This is a genomic window from Amycolatopsis sp. CA-128772 (assembly GCF_002904295.1).
Taxonomy (GTDB): Bacteria; Actinomycetota; Actinomycetes; order Mycobacteriales; family Pseudonocardiaceae; genus Amycolatopsis.
In genome coordinates this window covers 34,567-49,337 of the sequence record NZ_PPHG01000086.1, presented here as the reverse complement: position 1 = coordinate 49,337, position 14,771 = coordinate 34,567, and the positions used below count along the sequence as shown (strand labels likewise).

Sequence of the window (14,771 nt, the reverse complement as noted above, 5' to 3'; positions counted from 1 at the left end):
CCATGTCCCCGAACGCTTTGGGCGGCGACACCCTGACCGCGTGCCTGCGCCACTGGGCGGCGGCCACCCCCGACGCCCCCGCTCTCACCTTCGCCGACTTCGCCACTGACCGCGCCGGGCGGCGGCGCACCCTGACCTGGCGGCAGCTGGCCGGCCGCGTCGACGCCGCCGCGGCCGCGCTGCCGGTGTCACCGGGCGACCGCGTCGCCGTGCTCGCCCCGCAGGGCCCCGGCTACGTCGTCGGCTTCCTGGCCGCGATCGCCGCGGGCGCGATCGCGGTGCCGCTGTTCGACCCCGGCCTGCCCGGCCACGCGGGCCGGCTCGCCGCCGTCCTCGCCGACTGCGCTCCCACCGCCGTCGTCACCGACACCGCCGCGCAGGCGGCCGTCGAAGCGTTCCTCGGCGACGACGTCCCGGTCGTCGCGGTGGACCGCCCGGGCCCGGCCCGGTCGTGGCCCGCGCCGCAGGCGGCGCCGGACGACGTCGCGTACCTGCAGTACACCTCCGGTTCGACCCGCAGCCCGGCCGGGGTGGTGCTGACCCACGCGAACGTGCTGGCCAACGTCACCCAGGCCGTCCGGGGCCTCGGCCTCGACCCGGCGGCCGCCACCACGGTCTCGTGGCTGCCGCTGTTCCACGACATGGGCCTCGTCCTCGGCCTGATCACGCCCCTGGCGCTGGGCCTGCGCTCGGTGCTGATGGACCCGCTGGCCTTCATCGAGCGCCCGGTCCGCTGGCTGGAACTGCTCGGCGACCACGCCGGCAGCTGGAGCGCGGCGCCGAACTTCGCCTTCCACTACTGCGCGAGCCGGATCCGCGACGCCGACCGCGCCCGGCTGCGGCTCGGCCGCGTCGCCGCGATCGTCAACGGCGCCGAGCCGATCAACCCGGACGTCCTCGACCGCTTCCACACCGCCTTCGCCGCCGCCGGGTACCGGCCGGAGATGACCCGCCCGGCGTACGGACTGGCCGAGGCGACCGTCTTCGTCACCACCGGCCCGGCCGCGGTCCCGCGCGTCACGACGTTCGACCGCGACGCCCTCGGCACGGGCACCGCACGCCCGGCCGCCGACGGCGTCCGGCTGGTCGCCTGCGGCACCCCCGCCGGGCAGCTCGTCGCGCTGGTCGACCCGGAAACCGCCGTCGCGCTCCCGGACGGCTCGGTCGGCGAAATCTGGGTGCAGGGCCCCAACGTCGGCGCCGGGTACTGGCGGAAACCCCTGGAGAGCACGGAAACCTTCGGCGCGCGGGCGGCCGGCGGCCGGCCCGCGGGGCCGTGGCTGCGGACCGGCGACCTGGGTGTCCGGCACGACGGCGAGCTCTACATCGCGGGCCGGATCAAGGACCTGATCATCGTCGACGGGCGCAACCACTACCCGCAGGACGTCGAGGCGACCGCCGCGTCGGCCGACGCCGCCATCCGCCCCGGCAGCGTCGCCGCGTTCGCCGTCGAGGGCACCGACACCGAGTCCGTGGTGGTGATCGCCGAACATCGGACCCACGCGGACCTGACCGAACCCGCCGAGCGCGCCCTCGCCGCCGCGATCCGGCGGCTGGTCTCCGACGCGCACGGGCTCGCGCTGCGGGACGTCCTGCTCGTCCCGCCCGGGCGGGTCCCGCGCACCTCCAGCGGCAAGATCGCGCGCGCCGCCTGCCGCGACCGCTACCTCGCCGGCGACTACGGAAAGGCCTTGGCGCGATGAGCGACCCGACGACCGACATCCTGCGCCGCTGGCTCCTGGACACCGTCGCCGAGCACACCGGCGTCCGGGCCGAACCCGGCCACCCGCTCGGCGACTACGGCCTGTCCTCCCGCCAGGCCGTCGGCATCGCCGCCGACCTCGAGGAACGGCTCGGCCGTCGGCTGCCCGCAACGCTGCTGTGGGAGAGCCCGACGATCGACCACCTCGTCCGCAGCCTGACCGGCACCGAGGAGCCCGACGTCCCGCGGAGCACGGACCGCCGCCGGACCGACCCGGTCGCCGTCGTCGGCGTCGGCTGCCGCTTCCCCGGCGCGGACGGGCCCGACGAGTTCTGGGCGCTGCTTCGCGACGGGCGGGACGCCGTCCGGACCGCCCCGCCGGGCCGCTGGGACGCCGCCGCGGCGCCGGTGCTCGGCGGATTCCTCGACGACGTGGCCGGGTTCGACGCCGGGCACTTCGGCATCACCCCGCGCGAGGCGGCGACGATGGACCCGCAGCAGCGGATGCTCCTGGAGGTCACCTGGGCGGCGCTGGAAGACGCCGGGATCGCGCCGGCGTCGCTGCGCGGCAGCCGGACCGGGGTGTTCACCGGGATCGCCACCCACGACTACGGCCACCTGACGATGACCGGCGGCGAGCCGGACCTGTGGACGGCGACCGGCGCGGCGGGCAGCATCGCGGCCAACCGGCTGTCCTACGTCTACGACCTGCGCGGGCCGAGCATGGCGGTGGACACGGCGTGCTCGTCTTCGCTGGTGGCGGTGCACCACGCGGTCCGCGCGCTGCGCGACGGCGACGCGGACCTGGCGCTGGCGGCCGGGGTCAACCTGATGCTGCTGCCGGGCCCGACGGCGGCGTTCGCGGCGGCCGGGCTGCTCGCCGGCGACGGCCGCTGCAAGACGTTCTCGGCGGGCGCCGACGGCATCGCGCGTGCCGAGGGCTGCGGCGTCGTGGTCCTGAAACGCCTGACGGACGCCGAATACGACGGCGACCGGGTGCTCGCGGTGATCCGCGCCTCGGCGGTCAACTCCGACGGCCGGTCGAACGGCCTGGCGGCGCCGAACCCCGGAGCCCAGCAGGCGATGCTGCGCGAGGCGTACCGGGGCCTCGATCCGTCCACAGTAGACTACGTGGAGGCGCACGGGACGGGCACGCTGCTCGGCGACCCGATCGAGGCCCGCGCGCTCGGCGCGGTGCTGGGCGCGGGCCGGGTGGCGGACGCACCGCTGCTGATCGGCTCGGTGAAGACGAACATCGCGCACGCGGAGGCTGCGGCGGGGATCGCCGGGCTGATCAAGGTGGTCCTGGCGATGAAGCACGGTTCGCTGCCCCCGCAGCTGCACTTCACGGCACCGAACCCGCACATTTCCTTCGACGAGCTGAGGTTGAGGGTGGTGACGGAGGCGACGCCGTGGCCCCGGCACAACGGCCGTGCGGTGGCCGGGGTATCGGCGTTCGGGTTCGGCGGGACGAACGCGCACGTGGTCGTCGAGGAACCGGCGGGCGGGCGACGAACGGGCGCCTCGGCGCACGACAGCGGCGGCCCGCGAACGAACGGCATTCGCCGCGCGGCCGCAACCGGCCCCGACCCGCAGCCACCCGGCAGCGCCTCGGCGCGCGGCCCTCGCGACCGGACCGCACCACCGGCCGACCTCACCCCCTCGCCGCAGAGCGGCGTCCGCATCACCGTTCTCTCCGCCCGTACCCGCGACCGGCTCGCCGAGCGAGCCGCCCAGCTGGCCGCCTGGCTCGACTCCCCCGCCGGACAAGAGAGCCCCCTGGCCGACATCACCCACACCCTCTTCCGGCGCGGCAACGGCGATCCGCACCGCGCCGCCCTCGTCGCCGAGCGGCACGAGGAGCTCGCCGGCCTGCTCCGGGCCGTCGCCGCCGGGGCCGAGCCGCTGCCCGCCGGGGCCGTCACCGGTGCCGCCGCGGGCGGGGACGGGCCCGTCTTCGTCTTCTCCGGGCACGGCTCCCAGTGGCCCGGGATGGGCCGGCGGCTCCTGGCCGCCGAACCCGCGTTCGCCGCGCAGGTCGACAAGCTCGGGGATCCCTTCACCGAGCACACCGGACGCTCCCTGCGCGCGCTGCTCACCGGCGGCACGCCCCGCTCGCTCGCCGAGACGCAGCTCGCGATCTTCGGGATGCAGGTCGCGCTCGCCGCGCGGTGGGAGGCGCTCGGGGTGCGGCCCGCCGCCATGCTCGGGCACTCGCTCGGGTCCGCGGCCGCCGCCGTCGTGGGCGGGGTGCTGACCGCCGACGAGGCCGTCCACCTGGTCGCCACCCGGGCGCGGCTGCTCGGCACCATCGGCGAAGGCGGCGCGATGGCCGCCGTCGAGCTGACGCCCGGCGAACTCGCCGCCCACCCGGGCGTCGAACTCGCCGTCGACTCCGCACCCGGGCAGCTGACCGTCGCCGGGGACGCGGCCGTGCTCGACGCCCTCGTCGCGGAGCTCACCGCCGCCGGGCGGAGCGCGCGGCGGCTGCCGGTCGGCGTCGCCGGGCACTCGGCCGGGGTCGAGCCCGTCCTCGGCGCCCTGCGCGACGCCCTCGCCGAGCTCGGCGGGCGCCGGCCGCTGGTGCCCTGGTACGACACGGTCCTGACCGATCCGCGCGAGCTGCCGGACTTCGACGGCGGCTACTGGGCCGCCCACCTGCGCCGCCCGGTGCGGTTCCGGCAGGCCGTCACCGCCGCGGCCGCGGACGGCCACCGCGTGTTCGTCGAGGTCTCGCCGCACCCGATCCTGCGGGGTTCGCTCGCCCGGACGCTCGAAGCCGCGGGGCTCGCCGACGCCGTCGTGACCGGCACCGTGCGCCGCGGCCAGGACGAGGTCCGCGCGTTCGGCGCGGCGGCGGGGACGCTGTACTGCGCCGGCACCCGGATCACCCTCACCACCCCGGACGACGGCGCGCGGCTCGCCGACGTCCCCCCGATGCCCTGGCGCCACGAGCGGCACTGGTACACCGGAACCGGGCCGCACACCGAGGAGCCGCGGCCCGTCACGCCACCGGCCCGCGCCACCGGGGCCGACCGGCTCACCGAGATCGTCGCGGCGATCATGGGCCTGTCCCCCGACCGCCTCGACCCCGGCACCCCGCTGGTCGACCTGGGGCTGGACTCCCTGATGGCGAACCGGATCCGCGAAGCCGTCCGCCGGGAGCTGGGCACCGAACCCGACACCGCCGCCGTCCTGCGCGGCGCCACCCTCGCCGACCTCAACCGCGACCTCGCGCCCCGCGGCCGGGCCTGGGACGCGGCCGACCGCCTCGTCCTGCGGCTCTGGCGCGAGCACACCGGTACCGACGCGGGCGGGACGCACGCCCGGCTGACCGCCTGCGCAGACCCGGAGCACCTGGCCCGGCTGCTCGCCGACGGCCTCACCACCGAGCTCGACACCCCGATCGGGCCGGCCGAGCTGCTGGCGCACGACTCCCTCGCCGCCATCGCCGACGCCGCCCGGGCCGTGCTCGACACCCGGGAAGAACGCGGACCCGTGCACGTCCTGAAGGCGGGCGACGCCGGGACCGTGCCGCTGCTGCTGTTCCACCCCGGCGGCAGCACCTGCACCGTCTACCGGCCGCTGCTGGACCGGCTGCCCGCCGGTGTCCCCTGCGTCGGCTTCGAACGCGTGCCGGGGGGCACCATCGAGGAGCGCGTCGACCGGCTGCTGCCGCTGGTCCGGGCCCGCCGGCCGCACGGGCCGTACCGGCTCGCCGGCTGGTCGTTCGGGGGCGCCCTCGCCTACGGCGTCGCCACGCGGCTCGCGGACGAAGGCGAACCGGTCGAACTCGTCGCCCTGATCGACACGATGCTGCCGCTGCCGGAACCGGACCTCGACCCGCGGGCGTCGTCGGCCCGCCGGTTCCTGCGGTTCACCGGCTACGTCGAAGGCACCTACGGCCGGACCGTCCGGCTCGCCCACGACGAACTCGCGCCGCTGCCCGAAGAGGAGCAGATCGACCTCACCATGCGGCGGGTCGCCGAGGCCGGGCTGCTGAGCCCGGGCGTGCTGCGCCACCAGCAGCAGTCCTTCGAGGACACCTTGGCGGCGGAACGCGGGACACCGCGGCCCTACGACGGCCGGGTGGTGCTGTACCGGGCGACCGAGCCGTACGCGGCCGGGCTCGCGATGGAACCGCGCTACTCCCGCACCGACCCCGCGGCCGGGTGGGCTGACCTGTGCCCGTGGCTGGAGATCGTGCCGGTGGCCGCGCACCACCTCTCGGTGGTCGACCCGCCGCACGTCGACGTCGTCGCGCGGCACCTGGCGGGCCTGCTGTGGCCGTGACGCACGCCGGCGTCCGGGCGTGGCCATTGCTGGCCGTGCTCGGCGCCGGCCTGTTCCTGGTCGCGGTCGACGCGACGGTGCTGCACGTCGCGCTGCCCGACCTCGTCCGGCAGCTGCGGCCCGGTGCCGCCGCCCAGGTCTGGATCGTGGCGATCTACCCGCTGACCGCGGCGCCGCTGCTCCTGCCCTCGGGCACGCTCGGCGACCGCTTCGGGCGGCGCCGGGTCCTCGTCACCGGCTACGCGGTCTTCGGGGTGGCGTCGCTGGCCTGCGCGCTCGCCCCGAACGTCCCGGCCCTGCTCGCCGCCCGGGCCGCCCTCGGCGTCGGCGGCGCGCTGATCATGCCGGTGACGATGTCGCTGCTGCGCGAGCTGTTCCCCGACCGGCAACGCCGGCGCACGGCCATCGCGGTGTGCAGCGGCATCGCCGGCACGGGCTCGGTGTTCGGCCCGGTGCTCGGCGGGGTGCTCGTCGAAACGTGGGGCTGGCGGGCGACCTTCCTGGTCAACCCGCCGGTGATCCTCGCCGCCGTGGTGGCGGCGCTGCGGTGGCTCCCGCGGACCCCGCCCGGCCGCGGGCCGTGGGACGCGCTCAGCGCCGGGCTCGCGGCCGGCGGCGTGCTCGGGATCGCCTTCGCCGCCGGGCCGTCGGGGGGCGGCCTGGCGGCGGGTGCGGCGGGCGGCGTCCTGCTCGCGCTGTTCGTGCGCCGCCAGCGGCGGGCGGCCGTGCCCCTGCTGGACCTGGCCCTGTTCCGCCGGCCGGGCGTGCCGGGCGCGGCCGGTGGGGTGCTGCTGGTGATGAGCACGCTGGTCGGGCTCGGCCTGCTGCTCGCCCAGTACCTGCAGGTGGTGCTCGGCCTCTCCCCGACGGCCGCGGCGGCGCGGCTGCTGCTCGTGCTCGGGGCGTCGGCGGTGGGCAGCGTCGTCGCCCCGGCGCTGCTGGCGCGGTTCGGCAACGTGGAGGTCCGCACGGCGGGGTTCGCCCTGGCCGCGGCCGCCCTCGGCCTGCCCGCGGCGGGCGCGTTGACGTCGCCGTGGTGGCTCGGGGTCGCGCTGGTGGGTTCGGGCTTCGGCATGGCGCTCGCGCTCACGTCGAGCACGGACACGCTGCTGTCCGCCGCGCCCGCCGGCCGGGCGGGCGGCGCGGCCGCGGTCGAGAAGACCGGCTACGAGCTGGGCGCGGGCCTGGGCACGACGGCGTTCGGCGCGCTGGCCGCCGCCGTCTACGCGGCGCATCTGGTGGTGCCGCCGGGCGTGCCGGACGCGGCGAAACGGCTGGCGACGGCCGGTCCGGCGCAGGCGGAAGCGGCGTCGCACGGCCTGGCGTCGGCCCCCGAGCTCCTGGCCGCGGCCCGGGCGGCCTGCACGGTGAGCGTCCAGGTGGCCGCGGCCGTCGCCTGCGGGTTGTTCGTGCTGGCCACAGCAGGGTCACTCAGTGGCCGCCGTATAGATCGTTATACGGTCAGAAGTGCTCGCGGTCCGCTTCCCGGGCCACGACTTCGGCGCGGTCCGCGAGCCGTTCGAGACCGCGCAGCGGCTGCCGCATCCGGTGGTTGCCCCGCAGCCGGCCGGCGTTGCGATCCAGGAAAGCCCAGTAGCCCGCCGTGAACGGGCACGCGTCCGGCCCGGTCCGCTTCTTCGGGTCGAACACGCAGCCCCCGCAGTGATCGCTCATCCGGTTGATGTAGGCACCCCCGGCGGCGTACGGCTTGGTCGCCACGGCTCCCCCGTCGGCGTACTGGCTCATGCCGATCACGTTCGCCGGCATCACCCAGGGGAACCCGTCGACGAAGGCGGTGGCGAACCAGCGCGTCAGCGCGGCCGGGTCGTAGCCGCGCTGGAGCCCGTGGTTGCCGAGCACCATGAGGCGTTCGATGTGGTGGGCGTAGCCGCGGTCGCGGACGCCGGCCAGCGCGGTGCGCAGGCACGCCGCCTCGACCGCGTCGGCATCCAGCATCCGCCACCACTCCGGCAGCTCGCGGTGCGCCTGCAGGGCGTTGCGGCGCAGATACTCCGGCCCGGCGTGCCAGTACCAGTGCCACACCCACTCGCGCCAGCCCAGCACCTGCCGGACGAACCCCTCGACGCTGCTCAGCGGCGCGTCGCCGGCCCGGTACCGCGCCTCGGCCTGCCGCACGACCTCGCGGGGGTCGAGCAGGCCCAGGTTGAGCGGCACCGAGAGCAGCGCGTGCGCCATCGCCCAGTCGTGGGTGAGCATCGCGTCCTGGTGCGGGCCGAACGCGGGCAGGCGGTGGTCGAGGAAGCGGCGCAGCGCCCGCTTGGCCTCGTCGTGTCCGACGGCGAACCGGCGCGGCCCGTCCACACCGACCGGGTGAATCTCCCCGGCGCGCTCAGCCGCGTCGAGTTCGGCGCGGACCCGCTCGTCGATCTCGTTCTCCCGCGGGTGCCACGGCGCCGGGACGTCGAGCCGGACCGTCTTCGGCGGTGGCCGCCGGTTGTCGTGGTCGTAGTTCCAGTGCCCGCCTTCGGGCTCGCCGTCGGCCTCGAGCAGCACGCCGAACTTCCGGCGCTGGTCGCGGTAGAAGTCCTCCATGACGAACCGCGTGCGCCCGCCGGCCCAGGTGGCGAAGTCCTCTTTGGACAGCACGAAACCCGGCGTGGGCAGGATTTCCGTGACGACGCCTTCGTCGCGCAGCCGCCGGACGAAGGCGTCGGCCGCGTGCGACGTCGGTTCGTGCACCACCACCGGGCGCCCGAAGCGGCGCAGGCCGGTGCGGTAGTCCGGCGCGTCGATCAGGGTGGCGCGGTCGCCGAGGTCGGCGGCGAGCCGGTACAGGGCCGCCTGGACCAGGTGCAGCTTCTGCCGGTGGAACGGTTTCGCGGCGAAGGCCGCGGCCGAGCGGATCAGCAGCACTTTTCGGTGGCGGTGTTGGGGCGTGCTGTGGAAGTGCGGCCCGAGCTGGTCGGCGAACAGCCACAGCGCGGGCTCGTCTCGCATGCGCGAACGCTAACCCGCTTCCGGCGGCTGCGCAGCGTACGCCCGGAGGACCTCCGTGGTGTCGCCGAGGAACCGCGCCACCACCTCGGCCTGCCCCGCCGGCAGGCCGTCCGTCAACCGGGTGATGGCGTCGACGAGCGGCGCCAGCGCGGCCCGCACCTCGGCACGCGCCGCTTCGCTGACGACGAGGGTGATCCGCCGCCCGTCGCGGGGGTGCGGGCCGCGGCGGACGTGCCCGGCGGCCTCCAGGCGGTCGACCAGGACGGTGGCCGACGCGGACCGGATCTTCAGCGCGTGCGCGAGGTCGACGGTGCCCATCGGCCTACCGCCCGCCAGGTGCTGCAGCGCCTGCACGTCGGTCGCCCCGAGGCCGAGGCGGCGGGCCAGCGCGACCTGGACGTCGTGGGCGAGCGCGAGCAATTCCCGCAAGGCGAGGTTCACCCGGAGCGCGACGGGACGGTCTTCCACCCGGTCATTCTAAGGTAGCTAGACAAACTAGCTAGTTTTGCTACCGTGGACCGGGTGGACGTCCGAGCGATGAACGCCGAAATGACCGCGAAGCTGATCGACGCGCCCGCCGAGGCACCACCCGACGGTGGTTATGCGCTGCGGGTCGTCGAGACCCGCGGCCGCCGCAGCGGCGCTCCGCGGCGGGTGCCGCTGGCCGTCGTCGCCCACGACGGCGGCCAGTACCTCGTCTCCCCGGTCCGCGACCGCGACTGGGTGGAGAACCTGCTGGCCACGCCGGACTGCACGCTGCTCTCCGGCGGCCTCCGCGAGGAGCGGCACGCCGAGCCGGCCGGCGGTGAAGAGGCGGCCGCCGTGGTCGCCGCCTACCTGGCCGCGATGTCGGTGCCGTGGGCGGTCCGGGCGTTCCCGGTCCCCCAGGACGCGACGCCCGGGCAGATCCTCGAGCACCTGCCCGGCATGGCGGTGTTCCGCCTGTCCACCGCGGACACCCGGTGAGCGTCGCGATCGCGGGCGGCGGCCCTGGCGGGCTGCTGCTCGGCTACCTGCTCGCCCGCGCCGGGATCGACGTCACCGTCCTGGAGTCGCGATCGGACTTCGACCGCGACTTCCGCGGCGACTCCCTGCACCCCTACACCCTCGAACTGCTCGACCGCCTCGGCCTGGCCGGCGACCTCCTCGAGCTCGACCACTTCAAAGCCCGCTCGTTCCGGTTCCACACCCCGGACGGCGTCTACCGCGCCGCCGACTACGACCGCCTCCGCACCCCGTTCGCCTACGTCGCCCTGATGCCCCAGGTGCGGTTCCTCGACTTCCTCGCCGAGCGCGCGAGCGCTCTGCCGTCGTTCACCCTGCGCACCAACGCCAAGGTCACCGGGCTGCTCGAAGACGCCGCGGGCACGGTCACCGGCGTCCGCCACCGCGGCGGCGAGCTGTCGGCGTCCGTGGTCGTCGGGGCCGACGGCCGGTTCTCCACGGTGCGGCGGCTGGCCGGGCTCGAAGCGCGGTCGCTCGGCGCCACCACCGACCTGCTCTGGTTCCGGCTGCCCCGCTCCCCCGGCGACCCGCCCGACGCCGACCTCGACCTCTACTTCGGGCGCGACGCCTACGTCGGCGTCCTCGGCGGCGTCCGCGACTGGCAGGTGGGCTACAGCCTCGAAAAGGGCTCGTACCCGGCGTTGCGCGAGCGCGGGGTCGAGCCGGTCCGGGCGTTCGTGCGCGAGCGCGTGCCGTGGCTGGCCGACCGGGCGCACCTGCTGACGGACTTCTCGCAGACGACGCTGCTGTCGGTGGACATCTCGCGCGTGGACCGCTGGCACCGGCCGGGGCTGCTGCTGCTCGGCGACGCCGCGCACGTCATCTCCCCGGTCGGCGGCAACGGCATCCTGATGGCCGTGCAGGACGCCGTCGCCGCGGCGAACCGGCTGGTCCCGGCCTTACGCCGCGGCGGCGTCACCCCGGCGGACCTGGCCGGCGTCCAGGCCGACCGGATCCGGGCGATCGAGCGGGTGCAGGCCGACCAGGTGCGGGTCGAGCGGCGGGCGGCCGCCGCCCGGGCCCGCGGCCGCGGCACCGCGCCCCCGAAGCTGCTCAAGTACCTGTTCGCCCTGCCCGGCGTGCGCACCCGCGGCGCGCGCGGCAACGCCTACGGGCCGTTCCCGCCTCAGCTGGAGGAGTCCCTCTTGTCGTCGTAGGAGCTCCAGCCGCCCTGCCCTTCGGCCGCTTCGACGTCGGCGTCGGCGGACGCGGCGTGGGTCATCGCGGCGATCGTGCGCTCGAGGCCCTGCTGGACCTCGTCGCCGTCGGCCTCGCGGACGCTGTGCAGCGTGACGGTGATTTCCGAGGTCGCCGGGCTGTCCTCGCGGATGCGCAGTTCGCCGTGGTAGTCGTCGGGGCCTTCGGCGCCCCACTTCAGCGACCTCGTGCCCGGGTCGGTGTGCAGCCACGCCTCGCTCGCGACTCGGTGGCCGTGCACCTCGGCCTCGACGTGGACGGTGTCCCCGTCCTTCGGCTCGGCGACCTTCATCTCCGGGAAGTAGCGCGGCAGGTTCTCCGGGTGGCTCAGGAACGCGAACAGCTCGTCGGCGGGGATGTCGGCGGTCGCGGTGTGGCGGTACTCGGTCATCGTCTCACTCCTGCTCGGCGGTCCGTTTCGTGCCCGGTTACCCCTGATGCGGTGCATTAAAAGGGCACGTGCGGGGAACTCCGGAGGTATGACGGCCACCGAACCCGAGACCCGGGTGCCGAAGCGGGGTCCCGCCCCCGTCCAGGGCATGGGCATGCTGATCGGCCTGCTGTTCCTCGTGCTCGCCGCGCTGGAGCTGATGACGGGAGCGGCCGCCGGCGGCGGTCCGCGTACGCTCTTCGGCGGCTTGGCCGTGTCCGGGACGTGGGCGCTGGTGCACCTGCTGACCGGCGCCGTCGCGGTGTTCTGCACCCGGTCGCCGCGCTGGGCCGCCCGGTTCCTCCTCGTCGCCGGCGCCTGCTACGCCGTCGTGGGGCTGGCCGGGCTGCTCCCGCTGCCGTCCGCGGTCACCGACACGTTGCCGGTGAACACCGCGGGCGTCTGCCTCGACCTGGCGCTCGGAACCGCGATGCTCATTCTCGGCTGGGGCTGGCTCCGGCGCGGACCGGCACGGCGCCGCTGAGGACGCCGTCCCGCGGCCGGAACCGCACCAGCAACGCCGTGACCAGGACCGCGAGCCCGAAGAGGACATAGCCGTTGCCGGTGAGCTGCTGGCCGAAGTTCCAGTGCCGTTCCACTTCGCCGCCGCGCGGCCACCACCACTGCGGCCCGGCGACGAACAGCACCGCGCCGGCCCCGGCCAAGGCCGCCGGCCCGCGCCGCCGCGTCCGGCGGGCCAGCTCCGCCCAGCCGAGCAGGACGACCACCGCCCAGACCCAGTGGTGCGTCCACGAAATCGGCGAGACGAGCAGGCCGCCGACGGCGTTCAGGCCGAGCGCGAGCGTCGTCTCCCCCGCGTTCAGCGCACGCCGCATCCCCCACACCGTCAGCAGGAGCACCACCGCGACCAGCGGCAGCCACCACGCCGTCCGCGCCTGGACCGGCACCCCGGCCCGGGCGAGCAGGCCCAGCAGCGACTGGTCGCCGGCGTAGGTCGGCTCGCCGACGCGGCCGGTGTCCCAGAGCGCGCCCGTCCAGTACCGCACCGAATCCGCGCCGGCGAGCAGGAAGCCCAGCGCCGTCGCGGCCAGGAACGTCACGGCGGCGGTCAGCGCGGCCCGGGTGTCCCGGCGCAGCAGGAAGTACAGCAGGAACACGGCCGGGGTCAGCTTCACCGCGGCGGCGAGGCCGATCAGCAGGCCACGCGGCCGGCGCGGGGTCTCGACCAGGACGTCGAGCACGACGAGCGCCAGCAGCAGCAGGTCGATCTGGCCGGCGTAGAAGGTGCGCAGCACCGGCTCCAGGACTTCGGCGGCCAGCAGCAGCACCCCGACGCGCCGCCAGTCGCACCGCACCCCGAGCGCCCGCAGCACGGTCACCAGGACCACGGCCAGCAGCCCGAGCGTGAGCAGGGTGAGCGCGAGGCAGGCGGCCCAGTACGGCAGCAGCGCCAGCGGGGCCAGGACGATCGCCGCGAACGGCGGGTAGGTGAACAGCAGCGACTGGCCGTCGCCGGTCGGCGGCAGCGTGCCGTAGAGCGCCTGGCCGTGCAGCAGGGCCGCCGAGCCGAGCCGGTAGACGTCCAGGTCGACCCGGTAGGCCGGGAACCGCCACCGGCCGCCGTTGTAGGACACGAGCAACGCCACCAGCACGAGCAGCTGCGCCCCGGGCAGCACGTACCTGTTCCCCAGCTTGAACCGCACCCCTGATCCCCCTCCGGTCACCCCCCGCATTCTGTCGGGTCCCGGCCGGGGCACCATCCGGGAAACCCCCGGAAAACTCCTTGCCGCCCGTGCCACCCTGGGCGCATGGGGACTCCGGACGGCTTCGCCTACCGCGACGAGCGCGGCACGGTGACCATCACCCACCACGGCCGGCCCGCCGGGACGCTGCGCGGGGCCGCCGCCGCGCGGTTCCTGGCCGCGGTGGCGCGCGGCGACGACCAGCAGCTGCTGATGGCCCGCGTGACCGGCAACTACAAGCACGGCAACGAACGCCGCGCCCGGGAGCACCCGCGCAACCGCGGACGCTGATTCTCACGGCCGTTCGGGTCAAGCGGCACAACCGGATGGGCTAGCATCCCGTCCCGTGCCGACCTCGCCAAAAATTCACGCCAATCCCAACACCGGCTTCGCGTGGCTGAGGATGATCGGCGCGATCACCGTCATCGTCGACCACAGCATGCCGCTGCTGCACCCGCAGCGGCTGACGATCTTCCCCGCGTCCTGGCACATGTCGCCCGGCTACATCGCGCTGATGGGCTTCTTCGCGATGAGCGGCTACCAGATCCAGGACAGCTGGTCCCGTGACCCGTCGTGGTGGCGGTTCGCCGCGCGGCGGCTGCTGCGGATCATGCCGCCGCTGGTCGTGGTGCTGCTGGTGACGGTGTTCGTGCTCGGCCCGCTGGTGACGACGTGGCCGGCGCACGCCTACTGGACGCACATCCAGACCTGGCGCTACCTGGTCGGCACCACCGTGCTGTTCTACATGCAGCACGACCTGCCCGGGGTGTTCGCGGCGAACCCGTACCCGTTCTCGGTCAACGGCGCGCTCTGGACGCTGCCGATGGAGCTGCTCGGCTACGGGCTGGTCCTGGTGGCCGGGCTGGTCGTGCTGATCGGCGTGCCGCGCTGGTTCCTGTTCCTCGTCCTCGGCGGCATGGTCTACACCGACAGCGTGCTGAAGGCGACGTTCGAGTACCACGGCGCGGGCGGGTCGCTGCTGGTCGTGCCGATCGGGTCGACGGTGTCGTTCCTGGTGCCCTTCGTCATCGGGGTGGTGCTGCACGCCTACCGCGACCGGATCCCGCTCAAGCCGTGGGTGGCGCTGGTGCTGTTCGCCGCGTACCTCGGCCTGAGCCAGACGCCGGCGAGCCGGTACGCGCTGGCCCTCAGCGCGGCGTACGGCGCGATCACCCTGGCCACGCACTGGCCGCGGAAGCTGGAGGCCGCCGCGCCGTACGTCTACGGCAGCTACGGCACCTACATCTGGGGCTTCCCGATCCAGCAGCTGCTCATCCTCGCCGGCGTGCGGCAGGTGTGGCTGCTGATGCTGCTGGCCGTGCCGGCCGCCTACGTCGTCGGCCAGCTGTCCTGGAACTACGTGGAGAAGCCGACGCAGCGGCTGCGCCGGCACCTGCGCCCGCCCGCGCCGGTCCGGCGGCCGGTGGCGGCGCCGCCGCAGCTGCCGGTCACCGCGGCCGCCCCGCTGCGCCGATCCTGAGGC

11 protein-coding genes and 1 pseudogene are annotated in these 14,771 nt (G+C 75.4%); 8 read left to right on the top strand and 4 right to left on the bottom strand.

All coding sequences use genetic code 11. The features are described from left to right. Window positions 1-2 precede the first annotated feature (2 nt). From C2L59_RS36960 to C2L59_RS36950, 3 genes are read left to right on the top strand one after another with little or no spacing between them, the layout of a single operon-like run. Window positions 3-1,703, top strand: a complete 1,701-nt coding sequence (locus C2L59_RS36960) for a fatty acyl-AMP ligase (RefSeq protein ID WP_103354208.1) — start codon at window positions 3-5, stop codon at window positions 1,701-1,703. Next, entirely contained in the window at window positions 1,700-5,995 is a 4,296-nt protein-coding gene (locus C2L59_RS36955; RefSeq protein ID WP_103354206.1) for a type I polyketide synthase, read from the top strand. Before C2L59_RS36960 ends, C2L59_RS36955 begins: the two co-directional genes overlap by 4 nt. After that, the gene (locus C2L59_RS36950; RefSeq protein WP_103354376.1) at window positions 5,992-7,602 is read left to right on the top strand and encodes an MFS transporter; all 1,611 of its coding nucleotides are present in this window, start codon (window positions 5,992-5,994) and stop codon (window positions 7,600-7,602) included. Before C2L59_RS36955 ends, C2L59_RS36950 begins: the two co-directional genes overlap by 4 nt. Before the next feature lie 757 nt (window positions 7,603-8,359). On the opposite strand, the pseudogene C2L59_RS49500 reads toward C2L59_RS36950, so the two are convergent. Next, window positions 8,360-8,953: pseudogene (locus C2L59_RS49500) on the bottom strand (cryptochrome/photolyase family protein); the annotation flags it as partial. A gap of 9 nt (window positions 8,954-8,962) precedes the next feature. Continuing rightward, a complete protein-coding gene (locus tag C2L59_RS36940) occupies window positions 8,963-9,421 on the bottom strand; it encodes a MarR family winged helix-turn-helix transcriptional regulator (protein ID WP_103354202.1) in 459 nt (152 codons plus the stop codon). 54 nt (window positions 9,422-9,475) lie between these two features. Here C2L59_RS36940 and C2L59_RS36935 point away from each other — a divergent pair, with 54 nt between their 5' ends. Next, a complete protein-coding gene (locus C2L59_RS36935; protein WP_103354375.1) occupies window positions 9,476-9,919 on the top strand; it encodes a nitroreductase family deazaflavin-dependent oxidoreductase in 444 nt (147 codons plus the stop codon). Continuing rightward, window positions 9,916-11,115 carry an FAD-dependent oxidoreductase gene (locus C2L59_RS36930; RefSeq protein WP_103354201.1) on the top strand — a complete coding sequence of 400 codons (1,200 nt, stop codon included), beginning with the start codon at window positions 9,916-9,918 and terminating at the stop codon, window positions 11,113-11,115. The genes C2L59_RS36935 and C2L59_RS36930 overlap by 4 nt, the downstream gene beginning before the upstream one ends. Here the strand turns inward: C2L59_RS36930 and C2L59_RS36925 are convergent. Further along, entirely contained in the window at window positions 11,085-11,546 is a 462-nt protein-coding gene (locus C2L59_RS36925) for an SRPBCC family protein (protein ID WP_103354200.1), read from the bottom strand. The two genes, C2L59_RS36930 and C2L59_RS36925, sit on opposite strands and share 31 nt — an antisense overlap. A gap of 88 nt (window positions 11,547-11,634) precedes the next feature. Between C2L59_RS36925 and C2L59_RS36920 the strand changes: the two genes are divergently transcribed. Next, entirely contained in the window at window positions 11,635-12,069 is a 435-nt protein-coding gene (locus C2L59_RS36920; protein ID WP_103354198.1) for a DUF4383 domain-containing protein, read from the top strand. Here C2L59_RS36920 and C2L59_RS36915 read toward each other — a convergent pair. Next, window positions 12,020-13,249 carry a glycosyltransferase 87 family protein gene (locus tag C2L59_RS36915; RefSeq protein ID WP_103354196.1) on the bottom strand — a complete coding sequence of 410 codons (1,230 nt, stop codon included), beginning with the start codon at window positions 13,247-13,249 and terminating at the stop codon, window positions 12,020-12,022. The genes C2L59_RS36920 and C2L59_RS36915 overlap by 50 nt on opposite strands. A gap of 105 nt (window positions 13,250-13,354) precedes the next feature. Between C2L59_RS36915 and C2L59_RS36910 the strand changes: the two genes are divergently transcribed. After that, window positions 13,355-13,579 carry a hypothetical protein gene (locus C2L59_RS36910; RefSeq protein ID WP_103354194.1) on the top strand — a complete coding sequence of 75 codons (225 nt, stop codon included), beginning with the start codon at window positions 13,355-13,357 and terminating at the stop codon, window positions 13,577-13,579. Window positions 13,580-13,634: 55 nt separating this feature from the next. Next, on the top strand, window positions 13,635-14,768 hold the full coding sequence (locus tag C2L59_RS36905) for an acyltransferase (protein ID WP_233223882.1): 1,134 nt from the start codon (window positions 13,635-13,637) through the stop codon (window positions 14,766-14,768). Window positions 14,769-14,771 lie beyond the last annotated feature (3 nt).